28 protein-coding genes are annotated in these 24,922 nt (G+C 66.2%); 10 read left to right on the top strand and 18 right to left on the bottom strand.

Annotated features, from left to right (window positions below):
* Window positions 1–98: 98 nt before the first annotated feature.
* The 8 genes from ACFC0O_RS41475 to ACFC0O_RS41440 form a co-directional block, all read right to left on the bottom strand.
* The gene (locus ACFC0O_RS41475) at window positions 99–476 is read right to left on the bottom strand and encodes a VOC family protein (RefSeq protein ID WP_375967751.1); all 378 of its coding nucleotides are present in this window, start codon (window positions 474–476) and stop codon (window positions 99–101) included.
* Between the two features lie 84 nt (window positions 477–560).
* Window positions 561–1,265, bottom strand: coding sequence for a helix-turn-helix transcriptional regulator (locus ACFC0O_RS41470; protein WP_375967749.1), 705 nt, complete (start codon window positions 1,263–1,265; stop codon window positions 561–563).
* Window positions 1,266–1,351: 86 nt separating this feature from the next.
* The gene (locus ACFC0O_RS41465; protein ID WP_375967748.1) at window positions 1,352–1,771 is read right to left on the bottom strand and encodes a hypothetical protein; all 420 of its coding nucleotides are present in this window, start codon (window positions 1,769–1,771) and stop codon (window positions 1,352–1,354) included.
* 117 nt (window positions 1,772–1,888) lie between these two features.
* Window positions 1,889–3,499, bottom strand: coding sequence for a substrate-binding domain-containing protein (locus ACFC0O_RS41460; RefSeq protein ID WP_375967746.1), 1,611 nt, complete (start codon window positions 3,497–3,499; stop codon window positions 1,889–1,891).
* A 130-nt stretch (window positions 3,500–3,629) separates the two neighbouring features.
* Window positions 3,630–3,896 (bottom strand): WhiB family transcriptional regulator, encoded by a 267-nt coding sequence (locus tag ACFC0O_RS41455; RefSeq protein ID WP_364633679.1) that lies wholly within the window; start codon window positions 3,894–3,896, stop codon window positions 3,630–3,632.
* 43 nt (window positions 3,897–3,939) lie between these two features.
* Window positions 3,940–4,485 carry an HNH endonuclease gene (locus ACFC0O_RS41450; RefSeq protein WP_364633681.1) on the bottom strand — a complete coding sequence of 182 codons (546 nt, stop codon included), beginning with the start codon at window positions 4,483–4,485 and terminating at the stop codon, window positions 3,940–3,942.
* Between the two features lie 53 nt (window positions 4,486–4,538).
* On the bottom strand, window positions 4,539–4,664 hold the full coding sequence (locus ACFC0O_RS41445) for a hypothetical protein (RefSeq protein ID WP_375967744.1): 126 nt from the start codon (window positions 4,662–4,664) through the stop codon (window positions 4,539–4,541).
* Between the two features lie 166 nt (window positions 4,665–4,830).
* The gene (locus tag ACFC0O_RS41440; protein WP_375967742.1) at window positions 4,831–5,604 is read right to left on the bottom strand and encodes an isocitrate lyase/phosphoenolpyruvate mutase family protein; all 774 of its coding nucleotides are present in this window, start codon (window positions 5,602–5,604) and stop codon (window positions 4,831–4,833) included.
* A gap of 118 nt (window positions 5,605–5,722) precedes the next feature.
* On the opposite strand from ACFC0O_RS41440, the gene ACFC0O_RS41435 reads away from it, so the two are divergent.
* Genes ACFC0O_RS41435 through ACFC0O_RS41425 form a run of 3 tightly spaced genes read left to right on the top strand, consistent with a single transcriptional unit; the run spans window position 5,723 to window position 7,328 of the window.
* The gene (locus ACFC0O_RS41435; protein ID WP_375967740.1) at window positions 5,723–6,148 is read left to right on the top strand and encodes a hypothetical protein; all 426 of its coding nucleotides are present in this window, start codon (window positions 5,723–5,725) and stop codon (window positions 6,146–6,148) included.
* Window positions 6,142–6,366, top strand: coding sequence for a helix-turn-helix transcriptional regulator (locus tag ACFC0O_RS41430; protein WP_375967738.1), 225 nt, complete (start codon window positions 6,142–6,144; stop codon window positions 6,364–6,366). The genes ACFC0O_RS41435 and ACFC0O_RS41430 overlap by 7 nt, the downstream gene beginning before the upstream one ends.
* Complete coding sequence (locus ACFC0O_RS41425; protein ID WP_375967736.1) at window positions 6,366–7,328, top strand: NAD(P)-dependent alcohol dehydrogenase; 963 nt, start codon at window positions 6,366–6,368, stop codon at window positions 7,326–7,328. The genes ACFC0O_RS41430 and ACFC0O_RS41425 overlap by 1 nt, the downstream gene beginning before the upstream one ends.
* Before the next feature lie 108 nt (window positions 7,329–7,436).
* On the opposite strand, the gene ACFC0O_RS41420 is transcribed toward ACFC0O_RS41425, so the two are convergent.
* On the bottom strand, window positions 7,437–9,617 hold the full coding sequence (locus ACFC0O_RS41420) for a malate synthase G (RefSeq protein ID WP_375967734.1): 2,181 nt from the start codon (window positions 9,615–9,617) through the stop codon (window positions 7,437–7,439).
* Between the two features lie 182 nt (window positions 9,618–9,799).
* Here ACFC0O_RS41420 and ACFC0O_RS41415 point away from each other — a divergent pair, with 182 nt between their 5' ends.
* The 3 genes from ACFC0O_RS41415 to ACFC0O_RS41405 are packed head-to-tail and all read left to right on the top strand — an operon-like array spanning window position 9,800 to window position 12,475.
* The gene (locus ACFC0O_RS41415) at window positions 9,800–10,546 is read left to right on the top strand and encodes an SDR family NAD(P)-dependent oxidoreductase (RefSeq protein ID WP_375967732.1); all 747 of its coding nucleotides are present in this window, start codon (window positions 9,800–9,802) and stop codon (window positions 10,544–10,546) included.
* Window positions 10,543–11,175 carry a TetR/AcrR family transcriptional regulator gene (locus ACFC0O_RS41410; RefSeq protein ID WP_375967730.1) on the top strand — a complete coding sequence of 211 codons (633 nt, stop codon included), beginning with the start codon at window positions 10,543–10,545 and terminating at the stop codon, window positions 11,173–11,175. Before ACFC0O_RS41415 ends, ACFC0O_RS41410 begins: the two co-directional genes overlap by 4 nt.
* A 10-nt stretch (window positions 11,176–11,185) precedes the next feature.
* Window positions 11,186–12,475 carry an acyl-CoA dehydrogenase family protein gene (locus ACFC0O_RS41405; protein WP_375967729.1) on the top strand — a complete coding sequence of 430 codons (1,290 nt, stop codon included), beginning with the start codon at window positions 11,186–11,188 and terminating at the stop codon, window positions 12,473–12,475.
* 82 nt (window positions 12,476–12,557) lie between these two features.
* On the opposite strand, the gene ACFC0O_RS41400 is transcribed toward ACFC0O_RS41405, so the two are convergent.
* Window positions 12,558–13,502 (bottom strand): GlxA family transcriptional regulator, encoded by a 945-nt coding sequence (locus tag ACFC0O_RS41400; protein WP_375967795.1) that lies wholly within the window; start codon window positions 13,500–13,502, stop codon window positions 12,558–12,560.
* A gap of 105 nt (window positions 13,503–13,607) precedes the next feature.
* On the opposite strand from ACFC0O_RS41400, the gene ACFC0O_RS41395 reads away from it, so the two are divergent.
* Window positions 13,608–14,243: an HD domain-containing protein gene (locus ACFC0O_RS41395; RefSeq protein ID WP_375967727.1), complete on the top strand. Its 636-nt coding sequence runs from the start codon at window positions 13,608–13,610 to the stop codon at window positions 14,241–14,243.
* 54 nt (window positions 14,244–14,297) lie between these two features.
* Here the strand turns inward: ACFC0O_RS41395 and ACFC0O_RS41390 are convergent, their stop codons facing one another.
* The 5 genes from ACFC0O_RS41390 to ACFC0O_RS41370 form a co-directional block, all read right to left on the bottom strand.
* Entirely contained in the window at window positions 14,298–15,044 is a 747-nt protein-coding gene (locus tag ACFC0O_RS41390; protein WP_375967725.1) for a PaaI family thioesterase, read from the bottom strand.
* 111 nt (window positions 15,045–15,155) lie between these two features.
* A complete protein-coding gene (locus ACFC0O_RS41385; protein WP_375967723.1) occupies window positions 15,156–15,923 on the bottom strand; it encodes an SDR family NAD(P)-dependent oxidoreductase in 768 nt (255 codons plus the stop codon).
* Window positions 15,924–15,987: 64 nt separating this feature from the next.
* Window positions 15,988–16,638 carry a DUF305 domain-containing protein gene (locus ACFC0O_RS41380; protein ID WP_375967721.1) on the bottom strand — a complete coding sequence of 217 codons (651 nt, stop codon included), beginning with the start codon at window positions 16,636–16,638 and terminating at the stop codon, window positions 15,988–15,990.
* The gene (locus ACFC0O_RS41375; protein WP_375967720.1) at window positions 16,635–18,194 is read right to left on the bottom strand and encodes an LVIVD repeat-containing protein; all 1,560 of its coding nucleotides are present in this window, start codon (window positions 18,192–18,194) and stop codon (window positions 16,635–16,637) included. Before ACFC0O_RS41375 ends, ACFC0O_RS41380 begins: the two co-directional genes overlap by 4 nt.
* Window positions 18,195–18,395: 201 nt before the next feature.
* On the bottom strand, window positions 18,396–19,166 hold the full coding sequence (locus ACFC0O_RS41370) for an SDR family oxidoreductase (RefSeq protein WP_375967718.1): 771 nt from the start codon (window positions 19,164–19,166) through the stop codon (window positions 18,396–18,398).
* Here ACFC0O_RS41370 and ACFC0O_RS41365 point away from each other — a divergent pair.
* Window positions 19,165–20,307: a hypothetical protein gene (locus ACFC0O_RS41365; protein WP_375967717.1), complete on the top strand. Its 1,143-nt coding sequence runs from the start codon at window positions 19,165–19,167 to the stop codon at window positions 20,305–20,307. The genes ACFC0O_RS41370 and ACFC0O_RS41365 overlap by 2 nt on opposite strands.
* A gap of 15 nt (window positions 20,308–20,322) precedes the next feature.
* Here ACFC0O_RS41365 and ACFC0O_RS41360 read toward each other — a convergent pair whose 3' ends face one another.
* Window positions 20,323–20,703, bottom strand: a complete 381-nt coding sequence (locus tag ACFC0O_RS41360; protein ID WP_375967716.1) for a PPOX class F420-dependent oxidoreductase — start codon at window positions 20,701–20,703, stop codon at window positions 20,323–20,325.
* 102 nt (window positions 20,704–20,805) lie between these two features.
* On the opposite strand from ACFC0O_RS41360, the gene ACFC0O_RS41355 reads away from it, so the two are divergent.
* Together ACFC0O_RS41355 and ACFC0O_RS41350 are read left to right on the top strand one after the other, a co-directional pair.
* Window positions 20,806–21,270 (top strand): winged helix-turn-helix transcriptional regulator, encoded by a 465-nt coding sequence (locus ACFC0O_RS41355; protein WP_375967714.1) that lies wholly within the window; start codon window positions 20,806–20,808, stop codon window positions 21,268–21,270.
* An 82-nt stretch (window positions 21,271–21,352) separates the two neighbouring features.
* A complete protein-coding gene (locus ACFC0O_RS41350) occupies window positions 21,353–22,615 on the top strand; it encodes a hypothetical protein (RefSeq protein ID WP_375967713.1) in 1,263 nt (420 codons plus the stop codon).
* 1 nt (window position 22,616) lies between these two features.
* Here the strand turns inward: ACFC0O_RS41350 and ACFC0O_RS41345 are convergent, their stop codons facing one another.
* Together ACFC0O_RS41345 and ACFC0O_RS41340 are read right to left on the bottom strand one after the other, a co-directional pair.
* Entirely contained in the window at window positions 22,617–23,291 is a 675-nt protein-coding gene (locus ACFC0O_RS41345; protein WP_375967712.1) for a response regulator, read from the bottom strand.
* Complete coding sequence (locus ACFC0O_RS41340) at window positions 23,284–24,516, bottom strand: sensor histidine kinase (RefSeq protein ID WP_375967711.1); 1,233 nt, start codon at window positions 24,514–24,516, stop codon at window positions 23,284–23,286. Before ACFC0O_RS41340 ends, ACFC0O_RS41345 begins: the two co-directional genes overlap by 8 nt.
* Window positions 24,517–24,922 lie beyond the last annotated feature (406 nt).

Below are 24,922 nucleotides of genomic sequence, written 5' to 3'. Positions count from 1 at the left end.
CCCAGTGTTTAGTGATACGTCGCCCAGAGTGTTATCCAGTTGTCCGATCGGCGGCTGCGTCAGATGTTTATAAGCGACCGGGCCCGACGCTCTGCCGACTACGCCTGTGCCGGGGTGAAGATGCCGAAGTGGTTGCCGGCGGTGTCGCGGAGTTCGGCGAAGGTCAGGCCGCTCTTGGCGGTGGTGAGGGGGACCAGGACCTTTGCGCCGAGGTTTTCGGCGGCGGCGATGGTGGCGGCGACGTCGGTGACCAGGACCGAGAAGATGGCGTGGTTGGCGGAGCTGTCGTGGACTCGGGCTATGCCGCCCTGGGGGCGGGGGTTGCCGGGGTAGGTGACCAGGTCGTAGTTGCCGTCGAAGTCGGGGTCCGAGGTGTAGTTCCAGCCGAACAGGCCCGCGTAGAAGGTTTTGAGCTGTTCGGGCTGATCGCTGCCGATCTGGAACCAGGCGACGGAGTTGGGCGTGGGGGCGGTCATGGATCCTCCGTGGATGTGTGTCGGGCGGCTTGCTCGTCAACGATCTCGCGGCCCGGCGACAACCCCCTGTCGGTGTTTCCGGACCTATCCGAAAGCGATGATGCGGAGTTTGTGATCGGGCAGATCCAGGTCGCAGCTCTCCAGGGTGCGTGCGGGCATGGGCTCGTCGGTCAGGGTTATGTCGGACATGCGATCGACGCGGAAGACGCGGGCGGCCTCGCGCAGCCGGCACCAGGTCACCACGCACCAGCCGTTCTTGCTGCGCAGGAGCAGCATGGGTTCGACGCGACGGTGGGTGATCGCGCCCGCGGCGTCGGAGTAGCCGAATTCGAGTACGCGGCGCAGGCGCACCGCGTCTTCGACGAGTGGCGGAATGCCTTGTGCGATACCGGTTTCGGTGCGCTCGATGAGTCCGACCCGGCCGACCAATTCGCGTGCGGAGGCGGCATCGGGTTCCGGCATCGCGGCCAGGATCTTGCGCAGGGCGCTGCGCCCGGCATGCGCGAACGGGCTGTCGAGGCTGCGTTCCAGGGCGACGGCGAGGGCCACCGATTCGGCGGCGGTGAAGTTCAACGGCGGCAGGGACATTCGCTTGTCGAGGGCGTAGCCGCCGCGCCGCCCGACATCGGCGTAGATCGGGACCCCGGATTGCTGGAGCGCGCTGATATCGCGCTCAATGGTCCGGGTACTGACCTCGTAGCGATCGGCGAGTTCGCGCGCGGTGCGCAATCTCGGTGCGATGGCGCGCAGGTCCTCGACGATCGCGTAGAGCCGATCAGTGCGGTTCACAGCCCCACAGTAGAGCCGGGCACCGACAACAAAGCGCCCCATCGCGAGTGGCGATGGGGCGCTGAGTTCTCGAACGGTGTATCGGACTATTTGGTGGCGGGCTTCCATGTCGAGATGGCCCAGATGATCACCACGTCCAGCGCGATGATCAGCAGGGACCACGCCGGGTAGTACGGCAGCCACAGGAAGTTCTCCACGATCGAGATCGCCGCGATGATGATCGCCGCCACCCGGGCCCAGGTCGCGCCCGTGAGCAGGCCGATGGCGGTGAGCACCACGATCGCGCCGATGACGATGTGGATCCAGCCCCAGGCCGAGGTGTTGAACTTGTAGATGTAGTCGTTGGTGCCGACGATCAGCAGATCATCCGAGGCGGCGGCGGAGATGCCTTGGAGGATCGAGAGCACGCCGACCACCAGCAGCAGCACACCCGCGGCGATGGAGGTGCCTGCCGCGACACCCTGCCGCACCGAATGGTCGGTGTCCGTATCCGTGCTGTGCGCCATGGGAACCCCTTCGATGTCGATGAAGCACGCATAACCTGCTTCGATCTTGCACCGGGTTGCGGCAACATTGTGGCGACATGCCGGAGCAGTAGGCGCACAGCCGGGTATAGGCACTGGTCAGGGTGTAGTCAGGGCTTTCGAGACGGCCGTACCGAATGCCAGATCATTGCTGGAGGCGACTTTGGTATAGGTGCCGCCGGTGCGCTGGGTCAGGGTTTGCAGGGTCTGGGTGCCGGGACCGCCGATGACGATCACATCCACCCGCACCGGATGCGCGGGATCGCCCGCCGCGGCGATATCGGCGAGCAGTTGATCGCCGGTGACGGGGGAGTCGTCCTCCGGGCCGTCGGTGATCAACAGGATCGTATTGCTGCGCGCCTTGGCGTAATTGCTCACCGCATTGCGGTAGGCGGCCTCGATGGTGGGGTAGGCGCGATCGGTTTTGGAGGCGTCGGCGGTGACCGTGCTCAGCGATTGGGTGATCGCGGTGCGCTGGGCATCGGTCAGCGGTGCGGTGGGGGTCAGGATCTTGTACGGGTTCTGACCGTCGAGGCTCTTGGCGTACTCCCACACGCCCAGCCCGAACTCCGGCGGCATGACGCCCATGGTCGATTGCACGGCGACACCGGCATTGGCCAGACGGGTGGTCGCACCGTCGAGCGTGCTCATGGAGGATGAAGCATCCAGCAGCACAGTCGAACTCACGCCGAGCACCGGATGCGTCAGGATCTGTTGCAACTGGGTCAGCACGGGTTTGGCCGCGACCGTGGCGGTATTGGGCGGCGCGGCACCGAAACCGTTGTCGGTGAACAACTTCGACTGTTCGGGTGCGCGCAGGAAATCGGCGAAGAGTCCGGCCACCGAATTCTGGGTCTGATCGACCCAGGCCCCGGTGATCTGCGCCGCCGGGAAATCGGCGACCGGACCGTTCTCCGAGGGCCGAAAAGCGCTGAGCCCGTTACGCGCTCGAATCTGATGCTCGGTGGCCGGTACGGCGTGCACCGGTGCGGCCGGATCGGCGGTGGCCAGATCCGCGAGTGCGGTCTGGGTGTCCTTCACCGACGGCGCGTTCGCGGCCAGCAGTGAGACCGCCGAGATCACCTGTCCCGAACGCACCGCGTTCTCGTCGAGCGGATCGGTGCCCGAGACACCGGAGCCGACGGCCGCCGCCACCGCGAGCGCGGAGTCTCCGCCGGGCATGGCCAGTTTGAGACCGCCCCACGCGGCGAGCCCGATATCGCTCAGCGAACCCTGTTGCAGCCTGGCCAGATCCGCCCAGTGCACCTGTGCGGTCTCCATCGCCTGGCGCAGTTGATCCGGTACCCCCAGCGCGATCGGGCTGACCGCGACCGGTGCGGGAGTGCCGCCGATGAGCCCGGGTACGCGCATCAATTCGATCGAGCGCGAGGAGTCCGGAATCCACAGCGCGGGTTGTGCGCCAAGCGACGGATCCCAAGGGTTTGTCGAGGTGAACGCGGCGATCATGGCCGCGGAGGGTTGCGGATTCACGGCCACCTGGGCGCAGTGATCGCGCACGATGGGCTTGGTCTGGTTGTACCGTTCGGCGGCAGTCTTGACCGGGGCCACGATATCCGGATCGACGGTCACATTGAGGGTGACCGCACCCCCGGCGCAGGAGGACGCCGCGGCGCTGTCCTTATCCTTGGAGCGCTGCTGCAACCAGATCCAGCCGACGACGGCTAGCACCAGCACTATCACCGCTACCACTACGACAATCGGTCCTCTGCTGACACCTCGTGACCCGCCAGCGGCGCGATGAGTACCCACGCGCTCAGTCTATGTAGCGGGACGGCCACCCCCGCCCACCAGGGCAGGGATGGCCGTCACAAGATCCGCTCTAGTCGCGGACGCGGGTGCCGCGGTCGTACTCGTGCCCGCCCCAGACACCGGACTGGCCGGTGCGGGTGGCGAACTCACCGCACTCGCGGCGGATGGGGCAGCCCGCGCAGATGCCGCGTGCGTAATCGAAGTCCTGCGAGGGGAACGGGAACCATGCCTCATGGTTCGGGTCGCCCTTGCAGGCCGCGTGCTGCCAGTAGTTGGCGGAGTCGGAAATTGGGAGCAGATCCGCCAGCGTCTGCTCCTGAACTGCGGTATTCGTCATCGGATGTGCTCCTTTCGTTCCGATCACGCGTGATGATTTCTTCTTACGAGGCGGCCAGGTCCTTCCAGACCTGACGCTGCCTTTTCTGCATCTCGTTGGGGGCCTTGGGTTCCCACAGCAGCGGCATACCGGCCTCCTCGGGAGTCCGGTCCGCCTTGGTGGTGTTGCAGGGACCGCACGCGGCGATCAGGTTGGCCCAGGTGTTCGGGCCGCCCTTGGAACGCGGGCGGATGTGGTCGACGGTGCGCGCCCAGCCGCTGCAGTAACCGCAGCGGTAGTTGTCGCGCCGCAGGATGGCGGCGAGGGTGGCTCGGCTGTCGTCGTCATGCACCAGGATCCGGTGTTCGAGGTAGATGTAGCGGTTGAGCCGGATGGTTTCCGGGAGCAACAGCTCCAACTGCTTCGAGCGGATCGGGAAGTGCGGCTGCCGGTCCTGCACCGATTCGGCGGCGCCGCTCAAGAGCAGCACCACCGCGCGGTCGGCGCGGATCTCGGTCAGCGCCTCGAAGGAGGCGTTGAGCAGCAGCACACCGGTGTGTATCCAGTTGTCGGCGTGTATCTCCGGGTCTTCGGATTGACGGAACGGCATGGGAGTCACCATGTTTCGTGAAGAGGGCAGAACAGGAAGGAGAAGGACGGTGCTTACGCGAGCACCCGGAGGCGGTCGATCTTCCGGCTGATGCCGTGCTCGCGTTGCGAGTGATCGTCCGCGAGTCGAGCTCGCGCTCCCGTCGGATTCGAATGCTGTTCGGGGAATACCGGATTCATTGCCGCCTCCTCCTTCCTGCTGCTTACGGCCGGTCAGGCCGAGTGATCATCGTCGAAACTCATGGTGGCACAACGTGCATGCCGTTGTCGGCTCATTTTTGTGGGAGCCTGATTGGATAACGGCCCGCATCGCGTCTTTGTTCCGGTGATTCGGTGATCTGCCTCGCTAGCGCAGTCCCGCGAAGGTGCCGTGGCGGGCGATGTCGGTGGCGGCGGTCACCCAGTCCGCGCCGAGGCGGGCCAGGCCACCGCCGACGCTGATGCGGCGCACGCCGAGTTCGCCCAGCTCATCGACCGAGAGCGCGGTGATCGGACCGGCCGCCAGCACATTCACCGGCTTGGACAGTGCCGAGCACACCGTGCGAATGGCATCTGCGGGCAGGCCCGGGGCGTAGAGGACGTCCGCGCCCGCGGCTTCGAAGGCTTGCAGCCGGGCGATGGTGTCGTCGAGATCGGTTATGCCGTAGAGGTAATTCTCGGCGCGGGCGGTGAGGGTGAAAGGAGTCGGTGACTCCTTGGCGGCCTGTGCCGCCGCCGCGACACGCTCGACCGATTCGCCGAAATCGCGGATGCGACTGTCGGCGATTCCGGAGGCGTCCTCGATGGATCCACCGGCGAGGCCGGTCGCGATGGCCCGGCGGAAGGTTTCGGCGACTTCCTCGGGCGTTGTGCCGTAACCGCTTTCGAGGTCCGCGCTGACCGGCAGCGGGGTGCTCGCCACGATCGCCTCGACATTGGCCAGGACCTCGGAGCGGTCCAGCGCGTTGATCCCGTCCTTGCGGCCCAGGGTCTGAGCCAGTGCGGAGCTGGAGGTCGCCAGTGCCGGAAAGCCCAGGTCGGTGAGTATCCGGGCGCTGTGTTCATCCCACGCGTTGGCCACCACGAATACGCCTCGATCGTGCAGCCTGCGGAAAACTTCGCCCCTCGAAGTGTTGTCCATGAGGTCAATCCAACAGCACCGCATGTGGTTTCACGCTCGAGGTGACCAACATTCCTGGGAAGGTCGGGTGATGTAAAAGATTCTTTACATGATGTCGTGTTTTCTTTACTCTGAGCGTATGCCGTTCGAAGAGAAGCGCACCTGGATCCTCGGAGGTGCGGCCGTCGTCTCGTATCCGATCTACCTGGTCGTGATACTGACGCGGTCGCATCCCGATGGGCTGGCGCGAGTGGGTTACATCGCACCGCTGCTGTGGGCGGTCGGGGCTTCGATCCTGGTGTCGATCGTGGCGACCATCGGCGTTTCGATCGCCGCGCGCGACGGTGATCGCAAGGATCAGCGCGATCGGGAGATCGATCGCATGGGGTCGCTGGTCGGCAATGCGTTCGTGGTGCTGGGCGCGGCCGGAGCATTGCTGCTGACCATGGCCGATGCCGAGCGGTTCTGGATCGCGAACGCGATCTACCTCGGCTTCACGCTGTCGGCGGTGGTCGGTTCCACCGCCAAGGTCATTGCCTACCGGCGGGGGTACTGGCCGTGGTGAAACCCACTCGCGTCACCAATAACATTCGCGCGCTGCGCTTTTCGACCGGTGAGATGACCCAGGGCGAACTCGCCGATCGGATCGGCGTCACCCGTCAAACCGTCAATGCCATTGAGCAGGGCAAGTATTCGCCCTCGCTGGAATTGGCATTCCAGATCGCCAGGGTGTTCCAAGCGCCCCTGGACGATGTATTCGATTATCCGGAAGAAGAATCCTGATGAAGGCCATCACCCAGCACGCCTACGGCACCGTCGACATGCTCGCCTACGCCGATGTCCCGACCCCGAAACCGGGTCCGGACGAGGTGATGATTCGCGTGCACGCGGCGGGGGTCGACCCCGGCGTCTGGCACATCATGACCGGGCGTCCGCTGATCGCCCGAGCGGCGCTGGGCCTGCGGCGGCCCAAGGAGACGATTCGCGGCTGGGATGTATCCGGGGTCGTCGAAGCGGTCGGTGCGAATGTCACCCGATTCGTGCGCGGCGATGAGGTCTTCGGTACCACCGGCGGCTCCTTCGCCGAATACGCCTGCGCCGCCGAATCGAAATTCCAGCCCAAGCCCGAGAACTTGGATTTCCTGGAGGCCGCGACCCTGCCGATCTCGGGTATGACCGCACTGACCGGTCTGCGCGATGTGGGCCGCGTCGAATCCGGCTGGAATGTACTGATAATCGGCGCCAGCGGCGGCGTCGGCCATCTCGCGGTGCAACTGGCCCACCACCTCGGAGCCCACGTCACCGGGGTGTGCAGCGGCGACTCCGCGGAATTCGTAACCTCGCTAGGCGCGGCAAAGGTGATCGACTACAAACGCGAATCCCTTACCGGCACTTACGATTACATCCTAGATATGGCGGGCAACCGCCCGCTCCCCGAACTGCGCGCCCTGCTGACGCCGACCGGCACCCTGGTGGTCGGCGGCGGTGAAGGCGGCGGCCCCTGGTTCGGCGGCACCGGCCGCACCCTCCGGGCCCAACTAGGCTCCCCATTCGTGAAACACCGCCTGGCGGGCCTGATATCCCTACCCAAACCCGAAACCCTCAGGGACGTAGCCGAACTCGCGACAGCAGGCGCGTGGCGCCCACACATCGACCGCACCTTCGCCCTCCCCGACGCCCCCGCCGCCATCGACTACCTGGTCACCGGCCACCCCAGGGGCAAGATCGCCCTGACCATCGCCTAGTGCGGGATCGTCGTCCTCTTCCTGGTCAGCGGCTTCATCCCCGCCTGAAGCGAAACCCCCGATCGGACAAGCCGATCGGGGGTTTGTGTTATTCGATTCGCTGAATTGTCAGAGGAACTTCTGGGCCTTCGCCTCACGGCGGCGGCGGTGCAGGATGGGCTCGGTGTAGCCGTTGGGCTGCTTGGTGCCTTCCAGGACCAGTTCCTTGGCGGCTTGGAAGGCGATGGAGGCTTCGAAGTCGACTGCCATGGCGTGGTAGGAGGAGTCGCCGGCGTTCTGCTGGTCGACGACGGGGGCCATGCGCTCGAGGGAGGCGATGACGTCTGCCTCGGTGACGATGCCGTGGCGCAGCCAGTTGGCGACCTGCTGGCTCGAAATGCGCAGGGTGGCACGGTCTTCCATGAGGCCGACATCCTTGATGTCGGGGACCTTGGAGCAGCCGACGCCCTGGTCGATCCAGCGGACCACGTAGCCGAGGATGCCCTGGGAGTTGTTGTCCAGCTCCTGCTGCTTCTCCTCCGCGGTCCAGTTGGTGTCCTGGGCGAGCGGGATCTCGAGGATTTCGTCGACGGTGGCGCGGGGGCCGCCCTTGGCGATCTCGGACTGCCGCTTGAACACGTCCACCAGGTGGTAGTGGGTGGCGTGCAGGGTGGCGGCGGTGGGCGAGGGGACCCAGGCGGTGTTGGCGCCGGCCTTGGGGTGCACGATCTTCTGGGCCAGCATATCGGCCATCAGATCGGGCATGGCCCACATGCCCTTGCCGATCTGCGCCTTACCGGGCAGGCCCGCGGCGATACCGGTGTCGACATTCCAGTCCTCGTAGGACTTGATCCACTGCTGGGCCTTCATCTCGGCCTTGCGGACCATCGGCCCGGCCTCCATGGAGGTGTGGATCTCATCGCCGGTGCGGTCCAGGAAGCCGGTGTTGATGAACACCACGCGATCCTTGGCGGCATTGATGGACGCCTTGAGGTTCACCGTGGTGCGGCGCTCCTCGTCCATGATGCCGACCTTGAGGGTGTTGCGCGGCACGTCCACGACATCCTCGATGGCCGCGAACAGGTCGTTGGTGAAGGCGACCTCGTCCGGACCGTGCATCTTCGGCTTCACGATGTAGATCGAGCCGGTGCGGGTGTTCTTCAGCTGGGTGTCGCCGTTGAGCGCGTGCTTGGCGATCAGCACGGTGAACAGGCCGTCGAGAATGCCCTCGGGCACCTCGTTGCCGTCCTTGTCGAGGATGGCGTCCGAGGTCATCAGGTGGCCCACGTTGCGCACGAACAGCAGCGAACGACCGTGCAGCACAAGGTCACTGCCGTCGAGCGCGGTGTAGACGCGGTCCGGGTTCATGGTGCGGGTGAAGGTCTTGCCGCCCTTGGACACCTTCTCGGCCAGATCGCCCTTCATCAGGCCCAGCCAGTTGTGGTAGCCCAGGACCTTGTCCTCGGCGTCCACGGCGGCGACCGAATCCTCGAAGTCCATGATGGTGGTGACCGCGGACTCCAGCACGACGTCCTTGATACCGGCGTCATCGGTGGAGCCGACCGGGGATTCGGCATCGAACTGGATCTCGATGTGCAGCCCGTTGTGCTTGAACAGCAGCGAGGTCGGGGCCTCGGGGGTGCCGAGGTAGCCGACCAGCGCGTCACCGTCGGCCAGGCCGATATCGGTGCCGTCCTCGAGGGTGACCTCGAGTTCGCCGTCGACGATGGCGTACTTGCTGGTGCCGAGGTGCGATCCGGTGATCAGCGGCAGCGCGTCGTCGAGGAAATTGCGGGCCCATTCGATGACCTTGTCACCGCGAACCTTGTTGTAGCCCTTGCCCTTTTCCGCGCCATTGGCCTCGGAGATGGCATCGGTGCCGTAGAGGGCGTCATACAGCGAGCCCCAGCGCGCGTTCGCCGCGTTGATGGCGAAGCGGGCGTTCATCACCGGCACGACCAGCTGCGGGCCTGCCTGGGTGGCGATTTCGGCGTCCACGTTCTCGGTTCCGATTTGGAAATCGGCCGGTTCGGGACGCAGGTAGCCGATCTCGGTGAGGAACTGCTTGTAGGCAGCCTTGTCGTAGCCGGCGCCGGGGTTGGCGCGGTGCCACTCGTCGATCTTGGCCTGGATGTCGTCGCGTTCTGCCAGCAGAGCACGGTTACGGGGAGCCAGGGTGTTGATCACACTCTCGGCGCCCGACCAGAACGCGGCGGAGTCTACGCCGGTACCGGGAAGAGCCTCGTTTTCCACGAAATCGTGAAGAACGCGCGCGACCTGGAGCCCGCCGACCTGAATCCGCTCTGTCATCTACTGCCTCGTTTCGAGAAAGCCGGGTCAAAAAGTACGCCCGTCATGTTACTCGCGGGTATGGGGCGGGCGTTCGCGGCCTGGGATTTCCGGGCGATCCGGGACCTTGATTGTATCGTCCGGTACATTTAATGTACTGAGCGGAACATTAATGTCCGCGAGTGAACGCGAAGGTGCGGCCCATGGGAAAGCCCTTGTCCGGCAAGGTTTGTGTGGTCACCGGCGGTAGTCGGGGACTCGGCCGCGAGATGGTGCTGGCCTTCGCCGAAGCGGGCGCCGACGTGGTGATCGCCAGTCGCAAGGTCGAGGCGTGTGACGCACTCGCCACCGCCGTGCGGGAGAAATACGGGGTCCGGGCGCTGCCGGTGGCCTGCAACGTGGGCGTGTGGGAGCAGTGCGACGCACTCGTGGACGCGGTCTACGCCGAGTTCGGGCGGGTGGATGTGCTGGTCAACAACGCGGGCATGTCACTGCTGTATCCGAGCCTGGATCAGGTCACCGAAGCCATGTTCGACAAGATCATCGGCACCAATCTCAAGGGCGCGTTCCGATTGTCGGCGGTGATCGGTGCGCGGATGGCGGCCGCCGGTGCCGGATCGATCATCAATATCTCCTCGATGGAGGCCACCCATCCCGAGCCGATGGCCGTGCCCTATGCCGCCGCCAAAGCCGGTCTTGAGGCCCTGTCCGGCGGGCTCGCACACACCTATGGACCGGCGGTGCGGGTCAACACCATTCGCTGCGGTCCGTTCGATACCGATATCGCCAAAGCCTGGCCGCCCGGGATGAAGGAGGCGCTGGGGGAGCACACCGCCCTGCGGCGAATCGGAGCGCCCGCCGATATCGTCGGCGCGGCACTGTTCTTCGCCTCCGACGCTTCGGCTTTCGCGACCGGGGCCACACTGGCGCTGGACGGTGGCTGGCGATGACCGTCGAACCGGTCCGCCGTCGCGGCCGCCCGCCCGCCTCGGAGGTGAATCCGGGGGAGACCCTGGAGCGAATCACGCGCGCGGCCATGGAACTGTTCGCGGAGAAGGGTTTCCACGCCACCGGCGTCGCCGAGATCGGCGATCGGGCCGGGGTGCAACGCGGTGCGCTGTACTACCACATCGGATCCAAGGAGGAATTGCTCTTCCAGATCCGGCGCGGCTACACCCAGCTCATGCTGGATGCCGCCGTCGCGATCGCGGACGGTCCCGATGATCCGGTCACCAAGCTGCGCAACCTGATTCGCACTCATGTGCGGCTCATCGTCGAACATCGGCACGAGGTCACCATCGCATTGCGCGACGCCGGTGCGCTCACCGGCGAACGCGCCGCCGACCTTCAGATATTGCGTGACGGCATCCAGCGCGCCTGGCAGCGCGTCGTCGACGACGGCTACGCGGCGGGCCTGCTCCGCACCAACGATCACGTCATCACCAAAAGCGTTGTGGCCATGCTGAATATGGTCAGCGCCTGGTACCGCGACGACGGTAAATACACCCCCGATCAGATCGCGGACATTCTCAGCACCACCATCTTCGACGGTGTCGCGGCACCGGCCGACAACAAATGAAAGGCTGACCATGGCTTGGGATTTCGGAACCGACCCGGAATATCAGAAGAAGCTGGACTGGGTCGCGGAGTTCGTGCGCACCGAGGTCGAGCCGCTGGACCTGCTCTACCCCGAACCCTACGACCGCAAGAACCCGGAGATCCGGGCGCTGATGAAACCGTTGCAGGAGAAGGTGAAAGAGCAGGGGCTGTGGGCCTGCCACCTCGGACCGGAACTCGGCGGGCCCGGCTACGGTCAGGTGAAGCTGGCGCTGCTCAACGAGGTGATCGGCACCTCGAAGTGGGCTCCGCTGGTATTCGGTTGTCAGGCACCGGATTCCGGTAACGCCGAGATCCTCGCGCACTTCGGCACGCCCGAGCAGAAGGCGCAGTATCTGCAACCGCTGCTCGACGGTGAGATCGGCTCCTGCTACGTCATGACCGAGCCCACCGGCGGCTCCGATCCGACCGCGTTCAAGACTCGCGCTGTGCGCGACGGCGATTCGTGGGTCATCAACGGCGAGAAGTGGTTCAACTCGGCCGCCGAATTCGCCAGCTTCCACATCGTCATGGTCGTCACCGATCCCGAGGCCGAACCGCATAAGCGGCTGTCGATGTTCATCGTGCCCGCGGACGCTCCCGGCCTGGAGATCGTGCGGAACTTCACCGTGCCGGGGTTCAGCGAGAACGAAGGGCATCTGCGCTTCACCGATGTGCGCGTCCCCGCGGACGCGCTGCTGGGTGCCGAGGGGCTCGGCTTCATCGTCGCCCAGACCCGTCTGGGCGGCGGCCGCGTGCATCACGCCATGCGCACGGTCGCCATGGTGCGCAAGGCATTCGACATGATGTGCGAGCGCGCGGTATCGCGGCCCATGCGCAAGGGTGTGCTCGGTGGTTTGCAGATGACGCAGGAGAAGATCGCCGAATCCTGGATCGAGATGGAGCAGTTCCGGCTGCTGGTACTGCGCACCGCGTGGCGCATCGATCAGGAACAGGACTACCGCAAGGTGCGTCATGACATCGCCGCCATCAAGGTCGCGATGCCGAAGGTCATGCACGATATCGCTCAGCGCGCCATGCATCTGCACGGCGCGATCGGCGTCAGCACCGATCTGCCGTTCGTCGACATGATGAACTACGCGCAGGTCATGGCGATCGCCGACGGCCCCACCGAGGTGCACAAGATCACCCTCGCCAAGGAGGTGCTCAAGACCTACGCACCCGGTGATCCGGTGTACCCCAGCGGTTTCCGGCCCGCGCTGCGTGAACAGGCGCGGGAACTGGTCGCCCAGCGCCTGGAGCGCGCCGTAGGGAACCTCTGAGGCTTGCGTTGAAGTGCCGGAAGTCGCTGCTTGTCGGCGTCTTCCGGTTCGGCGGGAATCAGCGTCGGCTCAAGGTCATGAGTCAATGAGCCTCGGGCCGGGCCGAGCGGAAGCGCGCCCGGTACGCCGACGGCGTGACGCCCAAGTGCCGCAGGAACACTCGACGCAGCGATTCGTCGCTGCCCAGGCCGGATCGGCGGGCCGCCTGGGTGACGGACTCGCCCGCCTCCAATAGCGCCTGCGCCGCTTCGAGCCTGACCGTCTCCACAAAGGCGGCCGGGGTGGTGCCGAGGTGTTCGCGGAACAGGCGGGTCAGCTGGCGCACACTGAGTGCCGCGTGATCCGCCATCGTGGGCAGTGCATGATCGGCCGCCGGGTCCGCGACGATGTTGTCCAGTAACGCACGCAGCGGATCGTGCGGGGGCCGGGCGATTCGCGAGGCGGCGGAGAATTGCGATTGTCCGCCGGGGCGTTGCAGGAAGACCACCAGGTCACGGGCGACTTCGCGGGCCAATTCGGTACCCGCGTCGGCTTCCACCATGGCCAGCGATAGATCGATGCCCGCGCTCACGCCCGCCGAGGTGAGGACCCGGCCGTCCCGGACGTACAGGGCATCGGGTTCGACGGTGACGCGAGGATAGGCGCGGGCCAGGGTCGCGGCGTGCCGCCAATGGGTGGTGGCGCGGCGGCCGTCCAGCAGGCCGGTGGCTGCGAGGGCGAACGCGCCCGTGCAGATCGAGGCGATCTGCCGGTCGGAATCCGCAAGTTCGCCTACGGCGTCCAGTAATTCGGCCGGGGCGGGTGCGGCGGGCAGCCTCGGGGAGCCGGGAACCAGCACGGTGTGCGCATCGGTGACCTCGGCGAATGAGCCGGTGACGCCCAGGGTGGCTCCGACCGAGGTCGTCACCGGATTGCCGGTGGGCGAATAGACCCGCAGCTCATAGTCCGCGCCCAATTCGATTGCGGTGCTGAACACTTCGAGCGGTGCGGTGACATCGAGCAGCCGCACCCCGTCGTAGGCGAGCATGGCGATCTTCTTATGCGGCACACCTCGATGATAATGGCCAAATCTGTGGGGTGTGTGGCCATATGGACACGGCGCCGGGGTGGGCGCGCGGCCGATGCTCTATTCATGACTCGCATCGCCGATATCAAGATCCCCGACAGCCGCCTCGCGACCGAGGCCACCGAACTGGTGCGTGATGTCGCGACCCCGCTGATCTACGACCACTCCCGCCGCGTCTACCTGTTCGGCGCACTTCAGGGCGAGCGCCGCGCCCTCGCCTACGACCCCGAATTGCTCTACGTCGGAGCCATGTTCCACGACCTCGGCCTCACCGAGAAGTACCGCAGCACCGATCAGCGCTTCGAAATCGACGGCGCGGATCAGGCCCGCGAGTTCCTGCTCGCGCACGGCATCCCCGCATCCGCCGCCGACACCGTCTGGACGGCCATCGCACTGCACACCACCCCGGAGATCCCCACCCATATGGCCCCGGAAATCGCCCTGGTCACCGCGGGCGTCGAATACGACGTCCTCGGCATCGGCTACAACGACCTCCCCGCCGAGACCCGCGCCGCCGTGGTGGCCGAGCATCCTCGACCGGACTTCAAGCGCCGCATCCTCGCCGCCTTCACCGAGGGCATCGCCGACCGCCCGGCCACCACCTTCGGCAATGTCAAAGCCGATGTCCTGGAACGCTTCTCGCCCGGCTTCACCCGCACGAACTTCGTCGAGGTAATCGAGAACTCGGCCTGGCCGGAGTAGCGGCCCCGTCATCCCGGCGTGCTTTTGGCCGGGATCCACACCTTTCGACGGTTCCTATGTCCAGCTGGCGTCGGGTTGGGCGGTGCGCGGTTCGATCCAGAGTGCCTCGGCGACCGCGCACAGTTCGCCTTCCGGTGTCGAAAGCGCTACGCCGACAGTGTGTTTACGTCCTTCGCCGCTGATCGGCCAGGCATGGGAGATGTACTCCGCGCCCGCGTGGATCGGCTGGAATTGGGTCGCGGTCAACGCGGCCGTGAACGCGCCCGGTGCCATACCGGAGTAGATCCAGGCCGCGAGCCCGCCCGGGCAATCCAGTGCGGACCAGACCGATTCCGTTGTCAGCTCACCGTTTTCGGCGGCGAGCCCGGGATCGGGGGTCCAGGCGGCGGTCAGTACGCGGCGTTCGGGCACCGCCCACGCGAACAGCCGTACGCCCCGGCCCGGTGCACAGGCCACACCGCAGCCGTAGCAGTCGCTGACTTTTCGGTGGGGTGAGGACAGCGCGGTCTCGGTCGCGGTCTTCGCTTCGGCCCAGGACGGGGTGGGCGGGACATCGATATCGAGCACCGCCGGGGCGGCTTCGACCAGCAGGGTGCCGTCCGGTGAGGTGAGCCTCGCGTGCCCGTCCTCGGCGGCGAGCAGTACCGGGGTGGCGATACCGACCGCGCGGCGGAAGTCGACCCGGACGGTGGGTGCGGCACTGCGTGCCGCGAGCATGCCCGCCACATAGCCGCCGAAGGCCAGCTCGGGGTAGCCGTGGATATGGTCGGGAATGGTGAGCGTATCCAGCGGAATGGTCATGCTGCCGAGGCCCTTCCGTTCACGTCGTCGATCAACCTCTCGACGATAACGCCGGGCGGCGCGGCGCAGCACCCGGGTTACCGAGTGAGAAGTTCCACAGCCGAACCGTGGTCAGCCGACGTTTCCGCCGCCGCCGTCGACGGTCACCTTCTGACCGGTGAGATATTCGGCCCGTGGTGAGACCAGGAAGCGGACGGTATCGGCGATGTCCTCGGGGCGGCAGACCCGGCCGAAGGGGGAGTGCGCGTCCAGGGCGCGAATGTCATCCTTTCCGGTGACGGCCTTGACCAGGCGACGGCCCATTTCGGTGTCGACCAGCCCGGGTGCGACCACGTTGACTCGAATACCTTGGGCGCGTTCCTCTTTGGCGAGCGTGAACGCCAGCGCCTCCAGCGCGGCCTTCGCCATGGTGTACGGCGCGCCACCGGGCGCGTACGACGTGGCCGCGACACTGGAGATCATGATGATGTCGCCGCGCGGTTGAGATCGCATGGAGGGCAATACGAGTCGCGAGATATGGTGCGCCCCGAGCGCGTGCGTGGACAGCACCCGCAGCATTTCGGCCGGATCGGTATCGGCGACGAACCGTCCGCGACTGGCGATTCCGGCATTGTTGACCAGCAGATCGATATGACCGAACTCGTCGATGATGTGGTCCACCATCCGCTCGTCGTCCTCGACCGAATCCACGCTGGCCTGGACGGCGATGGCGCGGCGGCCCAAAGCCTGGATGGCGGCGACGGTTTCGTCCGCGGACTCGGCATCGGAGCGGTAGTTCACCGCCACATCCGCGCCGTCCTGCGCCAAGGCCAGTGCGATGGCGCGGCCGATACCGCGCCCGCTACCGGTGACCAGTGCTACCCGTCCTGCCAAGCTCATAGCGCCGACCATACCGAGGGGGCCATTGCCCGAGTCAAGGCTTTCCGTCCGGTCAGTGGGACTCTCATGACAGCGGCTGGACACCGCGCTGGGCCAGCAGCAGCGTCATGATGCCCGCCTCCTGCGACTGCTCGGTGATCATGGCGCGGGCCGATTCCTTCACCGGCCCGGAGGCGATGAGCTTATCGGCGTCCTTGGCCATGCCGACGCCGCCGGTGTGGTGACGCAGCATCAGTTGCAGGAAAAGCGATTCCGCGTCCGAACCCTTGGCGGCGGAGAGCGCATCGAGCTCCCGCATGGTCGCCATACCGGGCATGGTGGTCGCGGCGCTGCTCGCCATGGACGCGTGATCGTGTCCGGCGGGCATATCCATAGCGCTCATCCAGGACATCGGATGCGGATTGGTCGGTGAGGCATTGGCCAGGCGCAACCAGCCGAGCAGAGTGCCGATCTCCACGCGCTGGGTATCGGAGATCTGCTGTGCCAGTTGCCGAATGGACGGATCGACGCCGGTGTCCAATCGTTGCACCATGACCAGCGCCTGCTGATGGTGCGCCAGCATGTCCTGGGTGAAGCCGATCTCGGTCGGATTCAGCACCGCCGGGGCCGACTCGTTATCGGGAATCACCAGCGGGCGCAGCAGCATTCCCGCGCCGCACAGCAGCACGGCCAGCACCGCCATGACGGCGACGCGTACCCGGCGATCGGTCATCATGAACCCACGATCGAATGCTGATCGGCGGGCGGGGTGTAGATATCGTCGGCGAGTTGCAGCACCATGAAGCCGTTGTCATTGCAGGTGGTCCACAGTTGACTGCCGTGCCATTCCGGTGGGGCGAAACACCAGTCGGTGGACAGGTCGCCGAAGGCGACCATGCCGGTGCGTGACGAAAGCGCCTGTGCCGGATCGAATTTGCCTTCGAGAATGGCCCGGGCCGCGGACGGGAATTGCAGTCCGGGGACTCCGATGATCGACGCCAGCGCGTGCGGGGAATTCCACAGCTCCAGATTCCGGCCGGTGCGGGCGGGCGGGTTGTAGTACGCGATCTCCCTGGCGTGGAACGGATCTCGCACGTCGAAGACGCGAATCCCGGATTCCTCCCAGCCGCAGGCCAGGGCGGTCGGATTATCGGGCCGGTCCGCGGCGCAATAGTGCGCGTCGTAGGAGAACACCGACCCGCCCATGGATGAGGCCATGGCCGAATCCTGGTTTTCCAGCAGGTTGATCTCCAGCTTGATCTTGGCCGCGACCTTCGGATTGGTGTCATCGGAGATATCGATGAGCTTCACTCCGCCCGCGCCGCCCTCATCGGCGGTGAACAGATACGGCTTGCCGTCATAGGTGACCGGAATGCTGTGCTGGGTGGCGAAGCCGTCCGCCCAGAACACCCGGCCGATATGGTTGACCTGCGGATTCGGATCGCGCCGCTGTACCGCGCTGATATCGAGGGTGGTGAATCCGCCCAGCGCCGAGAGGTACATGCGATTGCCGTCCGGGCTGATGCCGAAGCCGTGCGCCTCGATGCCGGTCAGGCCCTGCCAGATCACGTGCGGGGTGGCCGGATCGGTGAGGTCGACGGCGCTCACGAAACCGGGGGCGATGCCCGAGGCCCAATAGGTGCGGCCGTCCGGGGAGAAGCCGCCCTCGTGAGTGGTGATCGGAATGGGCATGAGCAGATTCGTGCCCGCGCCCGGATTCAGCAGGCGCGGATGCGCGCAATCGGAGATGTCGTACACCGACAGATAGCCCGCACCGGTGCCGATCGGAACGCCGGTGCCCACCAATAGTTTTCGCTCGGTATTGACCTTGAGTGATTCCCAGGTGCCCGCCAGCATGGCAGGTTCGGTCAGGCTCGCGGTCACCACCGGATTCGCCGGATCCGAGACATCGAGCACCTGCACGCCCTGGGCGGGGCCGAGAATATTGCCCGGGAACATCGAGCCGGTGTACGAGCAGTGTTCGAAGGTGGTCGAGGTGATGCCCGCGCCCCTGCCGACGTACCCGCCGACGAACGAGATATTGCAGCGGTACCCCTGCGTGCTGCGCCCGCTATTGCGGTCCGCGGCGGGCACATCGCCCTGCATTCCGCTTTCCGGCAGCGAATCCGGCCCGCAGTCCGCGCGCGGCACCGAGGTGCGTCCCACATCGAGGAATTGCTGTACCGCATTGCCGATATCGTCCGTCAGATCCGCCGATGCCCCACTCATCGGCAGCATGGCCGCGCCCAATAGCGCCGCCGCGAAAAGCCCTGCGGGCCTTGACCGTCGCATTCCCGAGAACCGCCTCATCGCGGTGCCCCCATTCCCTCAAGAGCTGCCGTCGTGACGGCCCGCACACGGGGGTATGCAGTGTGGTCACGGTTACGTGTCGGAACCGTAACTCATAAACTGACTGCTCGGTAGGTCCGCGATGAACGAGTTCTCGAAACCGGGTTGATCGAGCCGGATCGGGGTCCGGGACGGGGTCGAGGGCTACTTCCTGGCAGCGTACGGATCGACGGTGGCTGTCCTGGCATAGTCCGACCAGCTCAGAGTGCCATCGGCGTGATCGGGGCAGGTGTTGAACCCGGCCCGGAAACTCTTCGCGATGCGACCTGGCAACGGCATCGGAACCGCCCTCGGGTGGGGGTGAACCTGTCGCCAAATATCAATCAACTCGCGCAGTGTCAGCACCTGCGGGCCGCCGAAATCCGGGGCGAATCCCAGCGGCGATCCCACCGCCAACTCGGCCGCCCGGACCGCGACCTCGGCGGCGGCAACCGGCTGAAATCGGAAATCCAAGGGCAATGGCGTGATCGGCAGCCGCCCGGCGACAAGCAATGCCGAGGCGATCAATTCATGAAACTGTGTCGCCCGCAGAATCGTATGCGGCACATCGCTTTCGACAATCCGCTGTTCACACGCCAGCTTATTCCGGTAGTAGCGGAACGGAATTCGATCGATACCCACGATCGAGACATAGGCGAGATTCCCCACCCCCGCGTCAGCAGCGGCCCGAATCACCGTATCCGTCTGTGCCACATCGGTATTCCCGAACCTCCGGCTATTCGACGCGGCATGCACGATCGCATCCACCCCCGACGCTGCCTCGACCACCCCCGCCCCGGATTCGAGATCCCCCACATGCGTCCCCGCCCCCGCCCGCCGCGACAGCACGCGCACCTCATGCCCGCCCTCCCGCAACCGCTCGACGATAACCCGCCCCAGCACCCCGGTCCCACCGGTCACAAGAAAAGTCCCCATGCCCAACACCTACTCCCTGCCCATCCCACCCGGCAATAACCCCGACCGGGTGACAACCGCCACGCCGATCCCGCGCCTTCGAACTGGCATGCTCGGCACCATGCCACGTCGTGTACTCGGAGATCCCTCGGTACCGCCCTGGCCCGGAAGCGCCGATGAGCAAGCGGCGCAGCGGGTTCGAGCCGAACAGGCCGCGGTGGTGCGTGAGCGCCGTGATCGGGCGCTCGCTATCGCCGATTTCGGTGCGGCCGAGGCGGCGGGCTTCGACCCGGGGTCGGTGCGGCGCCTCGCCGAGGTGAACGGCGAGTTCAACAGGGATCTAACCGATTTCGCGAAGCTGCTCAACGATGAATCGCTGCCGCCCGGCTCGGCCCGCGAATGGACCCGGCAACTCGTCGCCGAGTGCATCGGTGCGCTCTGGCCCAGTGATGGTGAGCGCGAATGGCCACGTTCTCAACTGGGCCAGTACCCCGGCTACCTCGGGCCGCTCCGCGAAAATCCGGGCTTCCTGCACGCATTCGATGTGCAGGGCCCCCACCGCGGTCAATTCGGCTGTCAACGGTGCGGCGCGGAATGGCCTCCGGGCTGGCCCGGAACGGGGGTCGGCATGATCGGAATCACGTGCCCGGACTGCCTGGTCCCCGGCGGTCGAATGATCGCCGCCACCACCGAGCACAGCATCATCGATCTGCACTGGCTCATCATGAAATACGCTCCCCGCCCGGTGTCACCATGTCCGACCTGCGGCGCGGAACGTGTCGGCCCCCGCGCCCTCCAGAACCCATCCATCAGTCGAACCCTCTACTGGGTCTGCCCGAACGGCGACACCTATCGAAAAGACGCTCACTTCATGGCGGCCCTCGAATACGCGACGTTCGACTCCCCGGCCGCCCACTTCACCTACTGGCTCGCGGTGGACGCGCTGCGCGCCCGCACCGACGAAGTAACGGACCTGCCGATCGGCGCGGTCTACACCGCCCTCGACGGCAGCGGCGAGCGCTGGCAGTTCGGTGAATCCGGTTGGACCCGAATGCCTTCCGGCGAGGCCCGCCCGCTCTACGTACCGCTTCCGTTGCCGCCGTGGCTCCCGCCGCAACCTTCGCCTCGATTCCCGCTTCCGCCGCCACCGCTACCGAAGTAGTTGCACCGCAAGCGATCACCCGATCGTTTGGTGGTCGGGGGTGATTAGGGCGACTACTCGGTCTTCCTCGCGGGAGTAGGGCTGGCCTATGTATTTGGTGGCGATGGCGTCTATGACTTTCCAGGCTTCGTCGCCTTCGAGCCATTGGGTTACTCGTCCGCGGATCATGATCGATTGGTAGGGGTTGTCGGGTGGGGTGAGGGAGAGGGCTACTCGGGGGTCGCGGTGGAGGTTGCGGGCTTTGCGGGAGGTGGGGCCGGTGAGGATGGCTATGTGGTCGTTGTGGGTGCCTACCCAGAGGGGGATGGAGTGGGGGGAGCCGTCGGGGAGGAGGGTGGCCAGGTGGGCTACCGGGGTGCTGTCGAGGGCGGCGCGGATTTCGGGGGTGATGGTCATGGCGATACCTCGTATCGGAGATGCGGGTTAGTTCCTTTAGGAGACGCCATAACCGTAGCGCCTTAAGTTCCCTTAGGGAACCCCAATTGGTAGACTTCTTTCATGCAACGCACGAACTTCAGTGAGATGGCCTGCTCGATCGCGCGGACCCTGGATGTGATCGGTGAGCCGTGGTCGCCGTTGATCCTGCGGGATATCTGGGTGGGGTTCAGTCGGTTCGAGCAGATCCAGTCCGATCTCGGGATCTCTCGCAAGGTGCTGACCGAGCGGCTGAATCACCTGGTCGAATGCGGTGTGCTGGAGCGTCGGCCGTACGACAACCGGCCGCGCTACGAGTATGTGCTGACCGAGAAGGGGACCGAGCTGATCGATGTCCTCATGGTCATGGTCGGCTGGGGGGATAAGTGGCTGGCGGGGGAGGCGGGGCCGCCGGTGCTCTATCGCCATCACGCCTGCGGTGCGATCAGTTCGGTGGATCTCACCTGCGCGCACTGCGGCACACCCATGCACGCATCGGATGTCGACATACTCCCGGGTCCGGGGGCCGCGCCGGTGGCGGGCGAATAATGCTGTGGCACAGGGCGGTCGAGCCCGGAATAGTGGGTTGAGTTCTCACCCCCCCGCCATTCCAACTCCCCGAGGAGCCTGTGTGTCTGTTGGTCGTGTGCGTTCTCTTGCCCCCAGCGAGCTGGTTTTCGCCATGGCGGGCGCCTATATCGGTTATCGCCTGCGGGTACGCGGTGAGCTCGATATCCCGGCGCTCTCGGTCGCGTTCGCGGGATTGCGGCGCAGATATCCGGTGTTGTCGGCGGTGCTGGAGCCCGAGGACCGGGGGTACGCGATTGTGGCCGGACCGGGGCCGCTACCGGGGATCGTGGTGAGCTCGGGGGATATCGACGCGCCGATTCCGGGGGTCTGCGGGGATCAAAGCCGCGCGCTGTCCGGTCTGCATGTGGCGCATGACGGCGATCGGGCGGCGGTCACGCTGTTCACCCATCACAGCGTTGCCGACGGATATCACTCGCTCGAGTTGCTGGCCGATTTGTGGTCGCTGTACACGGCCGCCGTATCCGGGGAAGCGGTCGACCTCACCCCGCGGGACTATCCCGAATCGCTCGAACAGGTGCTCGCCGATCGGGGAATCGTCAAGGCGGACAACCCGATCGCGGAGGTGCCGAGCGCGGCCACGGCAGTCGCCGAGCCGTCCGGGCCACCGGCTCGGGTATCGGATGCGATGCGGATGTACACGATCGCCGCCGCCCGTGTCCGCCTGGACGCGGAAACGACCTCCGGACTGCTGGCCCGCGCGCGCAAATACGAGACCACCCTCAACGGCGTTGTCTCCGCGGTGATTCTGCGCGTCGAAGCCGAAATGAACGGGGTGGCGGGGGAGCGCCTCGCCTACACGTACGCGGTGGATCTGCGCAATCGGATCGCACCGCCGGTGCCGAAACCGGCCGCCACCAATCCGCTGGGTTTCGCGAGTTTCGTCCCCGCCGGCGATCTCGGCGATACCGCGACGGTCGCTCGCGCCGTCACCGAGGAATTGCGAAAAGGCTTGGAGAACGGCGAGATTCACCAGGCGGGACTGCGATTCTTCGACACCATGACCACCGCGGTCGCGCAATTCGCCCTGGTGCCCGAATCCCAGCGACCGGTGATCGTGATCTCCAGCAACTGGGGCGTGGTACCGACACCGCGGGTCCCCGGTCTCGAATTCGAGGACTTCAGCAGCGTGATGTTCGAGCCGCGCACCGACCCGGACGCCCCGGTCGCCCCGCCAGGCACCTACGTGCTGTCCACCTTCGGCGATCGCCTGTCCATCGAACTGCGATCTCCGTTCCCGCTCGAGGCGGCCCGACAGCGCATCGCCGCAATCGAATCCGGTTTGCGCGCCCTCGACGGCGCGTGAATCAGGCTCCGGGAACCACGATTCCGGATTCGTAGGCGAGCACCACCAGTTGAGTGCGGTCGCGCGCATCGAGTTTGGTGAGCAGATGGCCGATATGGGTTTTGACGGTCGCGATGCTGACGTGCAGGGTGCTCGCGATCTCGGCGTTGGTGCGGCCGGACGCGACGTGAATGAGGACCTCGTACTCGCGGTCGGTGAGTCCGGTGCGGATATCCGGCCGCCGATCGGGAGTGGTTGGGCGGCGGGCGAATTCGTCGATCATGCGGCGGGTGATGCTGGGTGTCAGCAGGGCATCACCCTGGGCCACCACCCGGATCGCGTGCAGCAGCTGTTCCGGCGGTGAGTCTTTGAGCAGGAAGCCGCTGGCACCGCTGCGGAGTGCCTGGAAGACGTGTTCGTCCTGGTCGAAGGTGGTCACGATGAGTACGCGCGGCTGCTGCGCGGTGTCGGCGGCGATATGCCGCATGGCTTCCAGGCCGTCCATGATCGGCATGCGGATATCCATCAGCACCACATCGGGGCGCAGGCGGCGGGTCAGTTGCACCGCTTCCGCGCCATTGCCCGCCTCGCCGAGCACGGTGAGATCGGGTGCGGAGTCGACCAGGACGCGAAAGCCCGCGCGCACCAGGGCTTCGTCGTCGGCGATGAGTACCCGGATCGGGGCGGCGTCAGGCATGGGGGTCATTATCGACGGGGAAGGTCGCGGTGACCGCGAAGCCGCCCTGCGGACGCGGACCGGAGTCGAAATGGCCGCCGAACAGGGAGACCCGTTCGCGCATGCCGATCAGGCCGAGACCGGAGCCGGTGGACGCGTTCCCGGTAGGTGGTGCGGCGGGTCCGTCGTCGGTGACGGTGATGGTCAATTCGGTTGGCGTATGCCGGATTTCGAGTTCGGCGTGGGTGGCGCGCGAGTGTTTGACGATATTGGTGAGCGCTTCCTGAACGATGCGGTAGGCGGTCGTCTCCAGCAGTGCCGGATAGTCGCGGGGCTGCCCGATGACGCGGTAATCCACGATCGCGACACTCTGGCGCAGGTCGTCGACGAGGCCGTTGATCTCGGTGAGGCCCGGTTCGCCCGGCTCCTCCCGCTGCCCCGGTTCGCGTAATTGCGCCAGGACCTGCCGCAATTCGGTCAGCCCCGACCGGCTGGCGTCCTCGATCGCGCTGAGCGCTCGGCGCGCCTCGTCCGGCTGTTCGTCGAGCAGCAGCCGGGCCACCCCGGCGCGCACGGCCACCATGCTCAGGGTGTGCGAGATGAGGTCGTGCACATCGCGCGATACCCGCAACCGCTCCTCGGCGCGGATCCGCCGCTCCGAATCCACGGCCCGAAGTTGTTGCTGCACAGCGATATCGCGCCGGTACTCACGCCGGGTGCGCAATGCGTCACCGGCCAGCCACGCCGGAATCGCGATGAACAGCTGTACGAAGTCCTGATCCTGATCGGGATGCCAACTCAGGCCGAACTGCGCGGTGATGGCGATCGCGACGAGCCCGAGGCCGGTGACGAGCAGCGATTCGCGCCGCGACCGCCGATCGGCGAGCGTGAGCACCGCGACCGCGAAAGCCGGACCGGTATTGCTGACCCAGGGCGTGAACCGAACACCGGCCAGCGCGGCGGCGCACAGCACCACCGCAACCGCGATGGCGACCGCCACTGGCCAGCGCCGCCGGACGACGAGCGGAAGAACGGCCGCGAGACCGAACAGCGTGATCGCGGTCCGCGAGCCGATACCGTTCCCGGTGATCAGCACCGGCACCGTGAACGCCGCGAAACAGGCTGCGGCAATGGCGAAATCGACCCAATCGGGGCCGGTGTGATCCGCCCGCCCGGCCGGGATGAGCCGCTGATGCCACGGAGCCGCCCGCACGGTCCGTTCCGGCGGCAATGAGGTGATCACCATGGCGTTGACGGTAATCCGCTGATGGACGGCCCTACATCGGCCCCGCGATGTCATCCCCGAGGTGGAGATGCCACCGCGAATCAGCCGCGCGCCGGGCCTTGATTCCAGGCCCGGGATGGACGACGAGACCCGCGTCGGGACGCGACAGTTACAGCCATGAACACCTCCGCCCCCGACCCCGCCCGCCGCGCCACGCACAGCGCGGCAGTCGGCCCCGCATCGCGCCAGCCGCGCCCACCGGCTTCCGACTTCGGGTCAGAGGCCAGGCGATCCCAAGCTTCCGCCTTGGGTTCGCAGGCCCGGCGATCCCAGGCTTGCGGCTTCGGATCGGAGGCCCCGCCATCCCAGGCTTCCGGCTTGGGTTCGGCTCCGCGATCCCAGGCCTCCGGCTTCGGGCCGGGGCCGC

This window comes from Nocardia sp. NPDC056100 (assembly GCF_042266325.1).
Classification (GTDB): Bacteria; Actinomycetota; Actinomycetes; order Mycobacteriales; family Mycobacteriaceae; genus Nocardia.
The sequence above is the reverse complement of the archived record's forward strand: the minus strand, read 5'-3'. Positions and strand labels throughout refer to the sequence as shown.

Coding starts and splice junctions, on each gene's coding strand:
- ACFC0O_RS41465 (WP_375967748.1), bottom strand. CDS start 1,771: ATGGCGCACAGCACGGATACGGACACCGACCATTCGGTGCGGCAGGGT.
- ACFC0O_RS41420 (WP_375967734.1), bottom strand. CDS start 9,617: ATGACAGAGCGGATTCAGGTCGGCGGGCTCCAGGTCGCGCGCGTTCTT.
- ACFC0O_RS41395 (WP_375967727.1), top strand. CDS start 13,608: ATGACTCGCATCGCCGATATCAAGATCCCCGACAGCCGCCTCGCGACC.
- ACFC0O_RS41475 (WP_375967751.1), bottom strand. CDS start 476: ATGACCGCCCCCACGCCCAACTCCGTCGCCTGGTTCCAGATCGGCAGC.
- ACFC0O_RS41425 (WP_375967736.1), top strand. CDS start 6,366: ATGAAGGCCATCACCCAGCACGCCTACGGCACCGTCGACATGCTCGCC.
- ACFC0O_RS41360 (WP_375967716.1), bottom strand. CDS start 20,703: ATGACCATCACCCCCGAAATCCGCGCCGCCCTCGACAGCACCCCGGTA.
- ACFC0O_RS41370 (WP_375967718.1), bottom strand. CDS start 19,166: ATGGGGACTTTTCTTGTGACCGGTGGGACCGGGGTGCTGGGGCGGGTT.
- ACFC0O_RS41380 (WP_375967721.1), bottom strand. CDS start 16,638: ATGATGACCGATCGCCGGGTACGCGTCGCCGTCATGGCGGTGCTGGCC.
- ACFC0O_RS41390 (WP_375967725.1), bottom strand. CDS start 15,044: ATGACCATTCCGCTGGATACGCTCACCATTCCCGACCATATCCACGGC.
- ACFC0O_RS41365 (WP_375967717.1), top strand. CDS start 19,165: ATGCCCAACACCTACTCCCTGCCCATCCCACCCGGCAATAACCCCGAC.
- ACFC0O_RS41400 (WP_375967795.1), bottom strand. CDS start 13,502: ATGCTCGCCTACGACGGGGTGCGGCTGCTCGATGTCACCGCACCGCTC.
- ACFC0O_RS41340 (WP_375967711.1), bottom strand. CDS start 24,516: ATGGTGATCACCTCATTGCCGCCGGAACGGACCGTGCGGGCGGCTCCG.
- ACFC0O_RS41450 (WP_364633681.1), bottom strand. CDS start 4,485: ATGCCGTTCCGTCAATCCGAAGACCCGGAGATACACGCCGACAACTGG.
- ACFC0O_RS41355 (WP_375967714.1), top strand. CDS start 20,806: ATGCAACGCACGAACTTCAGTGAGATGGCCTGCTCGATCGCGCGGACC.
- ACFC0O_RS41410 (WP_375967730.1), top strand. CDS start 10,543: ATGACCGTCGAACCGGTCCGCCGTCGCGGCCGCCCGCCCGCCTCGGAG.
- ACFC0O_RS41415 (WP_375967732.1), top strand. CDS start 9,800: ATGGGAAAGCCCTTGTCCGGCAAGGTTTGTGTGGTCACCGGCGGTAGT.
- ACFC0O_RS41385 (WP_375967723.1), bottom strand. CDS start 15,923: ATGAGCTTGGCAGGACGGGTAGCACTGGTCACCGGTAGCGGGCGCGGT.
- ACFC0O_RS41345 (WP_375967712.1), bottom strand. CDS start 23,291: ATGCCTGACGCCGCCCCGATCCGGGTACTCATCGCCGACGACGAAGCC.
- ACFC0O_RS41455 (WP_364633679.1), bottom strand. CDS start 3,896: ATGACGAATACCGCAGTTCAGGAGCAGACGCTGGCGGATCTGCTCCCA.
- ACFC0O_RS41435 (WP_375967740.1), top strand. CDS start 5,723: ATGCCGTTCGAAGAGAAGCGCACCTGGATCCTCGGAGGTGCGGCCGTC.
- ACFC0O_RS41405 (WP_375967729.1), top strand. CDS start 11,186: ATGGCTTGGGATTTCGGAACCGACCCGGAATATCAGAAGAAGCTGGAC.
- ACFC0O_RS41445 (WP_375967744.1), bottom strand. CDS start 4,664: ATGAATCCGGTATTCCCCGAACAGCATTCGAATCCGACGGGAGCGCGA.
- ACFC0O_RS41375 (WP_375967720.1), bottom strand. CDS start 18,194: ATGCGACGGTCAAGGCCCGCAGGGCTTTTCGCGGCGGCGCTATTGGGC.
- ACFC0O_RS41440 (WP_375967742.1), bottom strand. CDS start 5,604: ATGGACAACACTTCGAGGGGCGAAGTTTTCCGCAGGCTGCACGATCGA.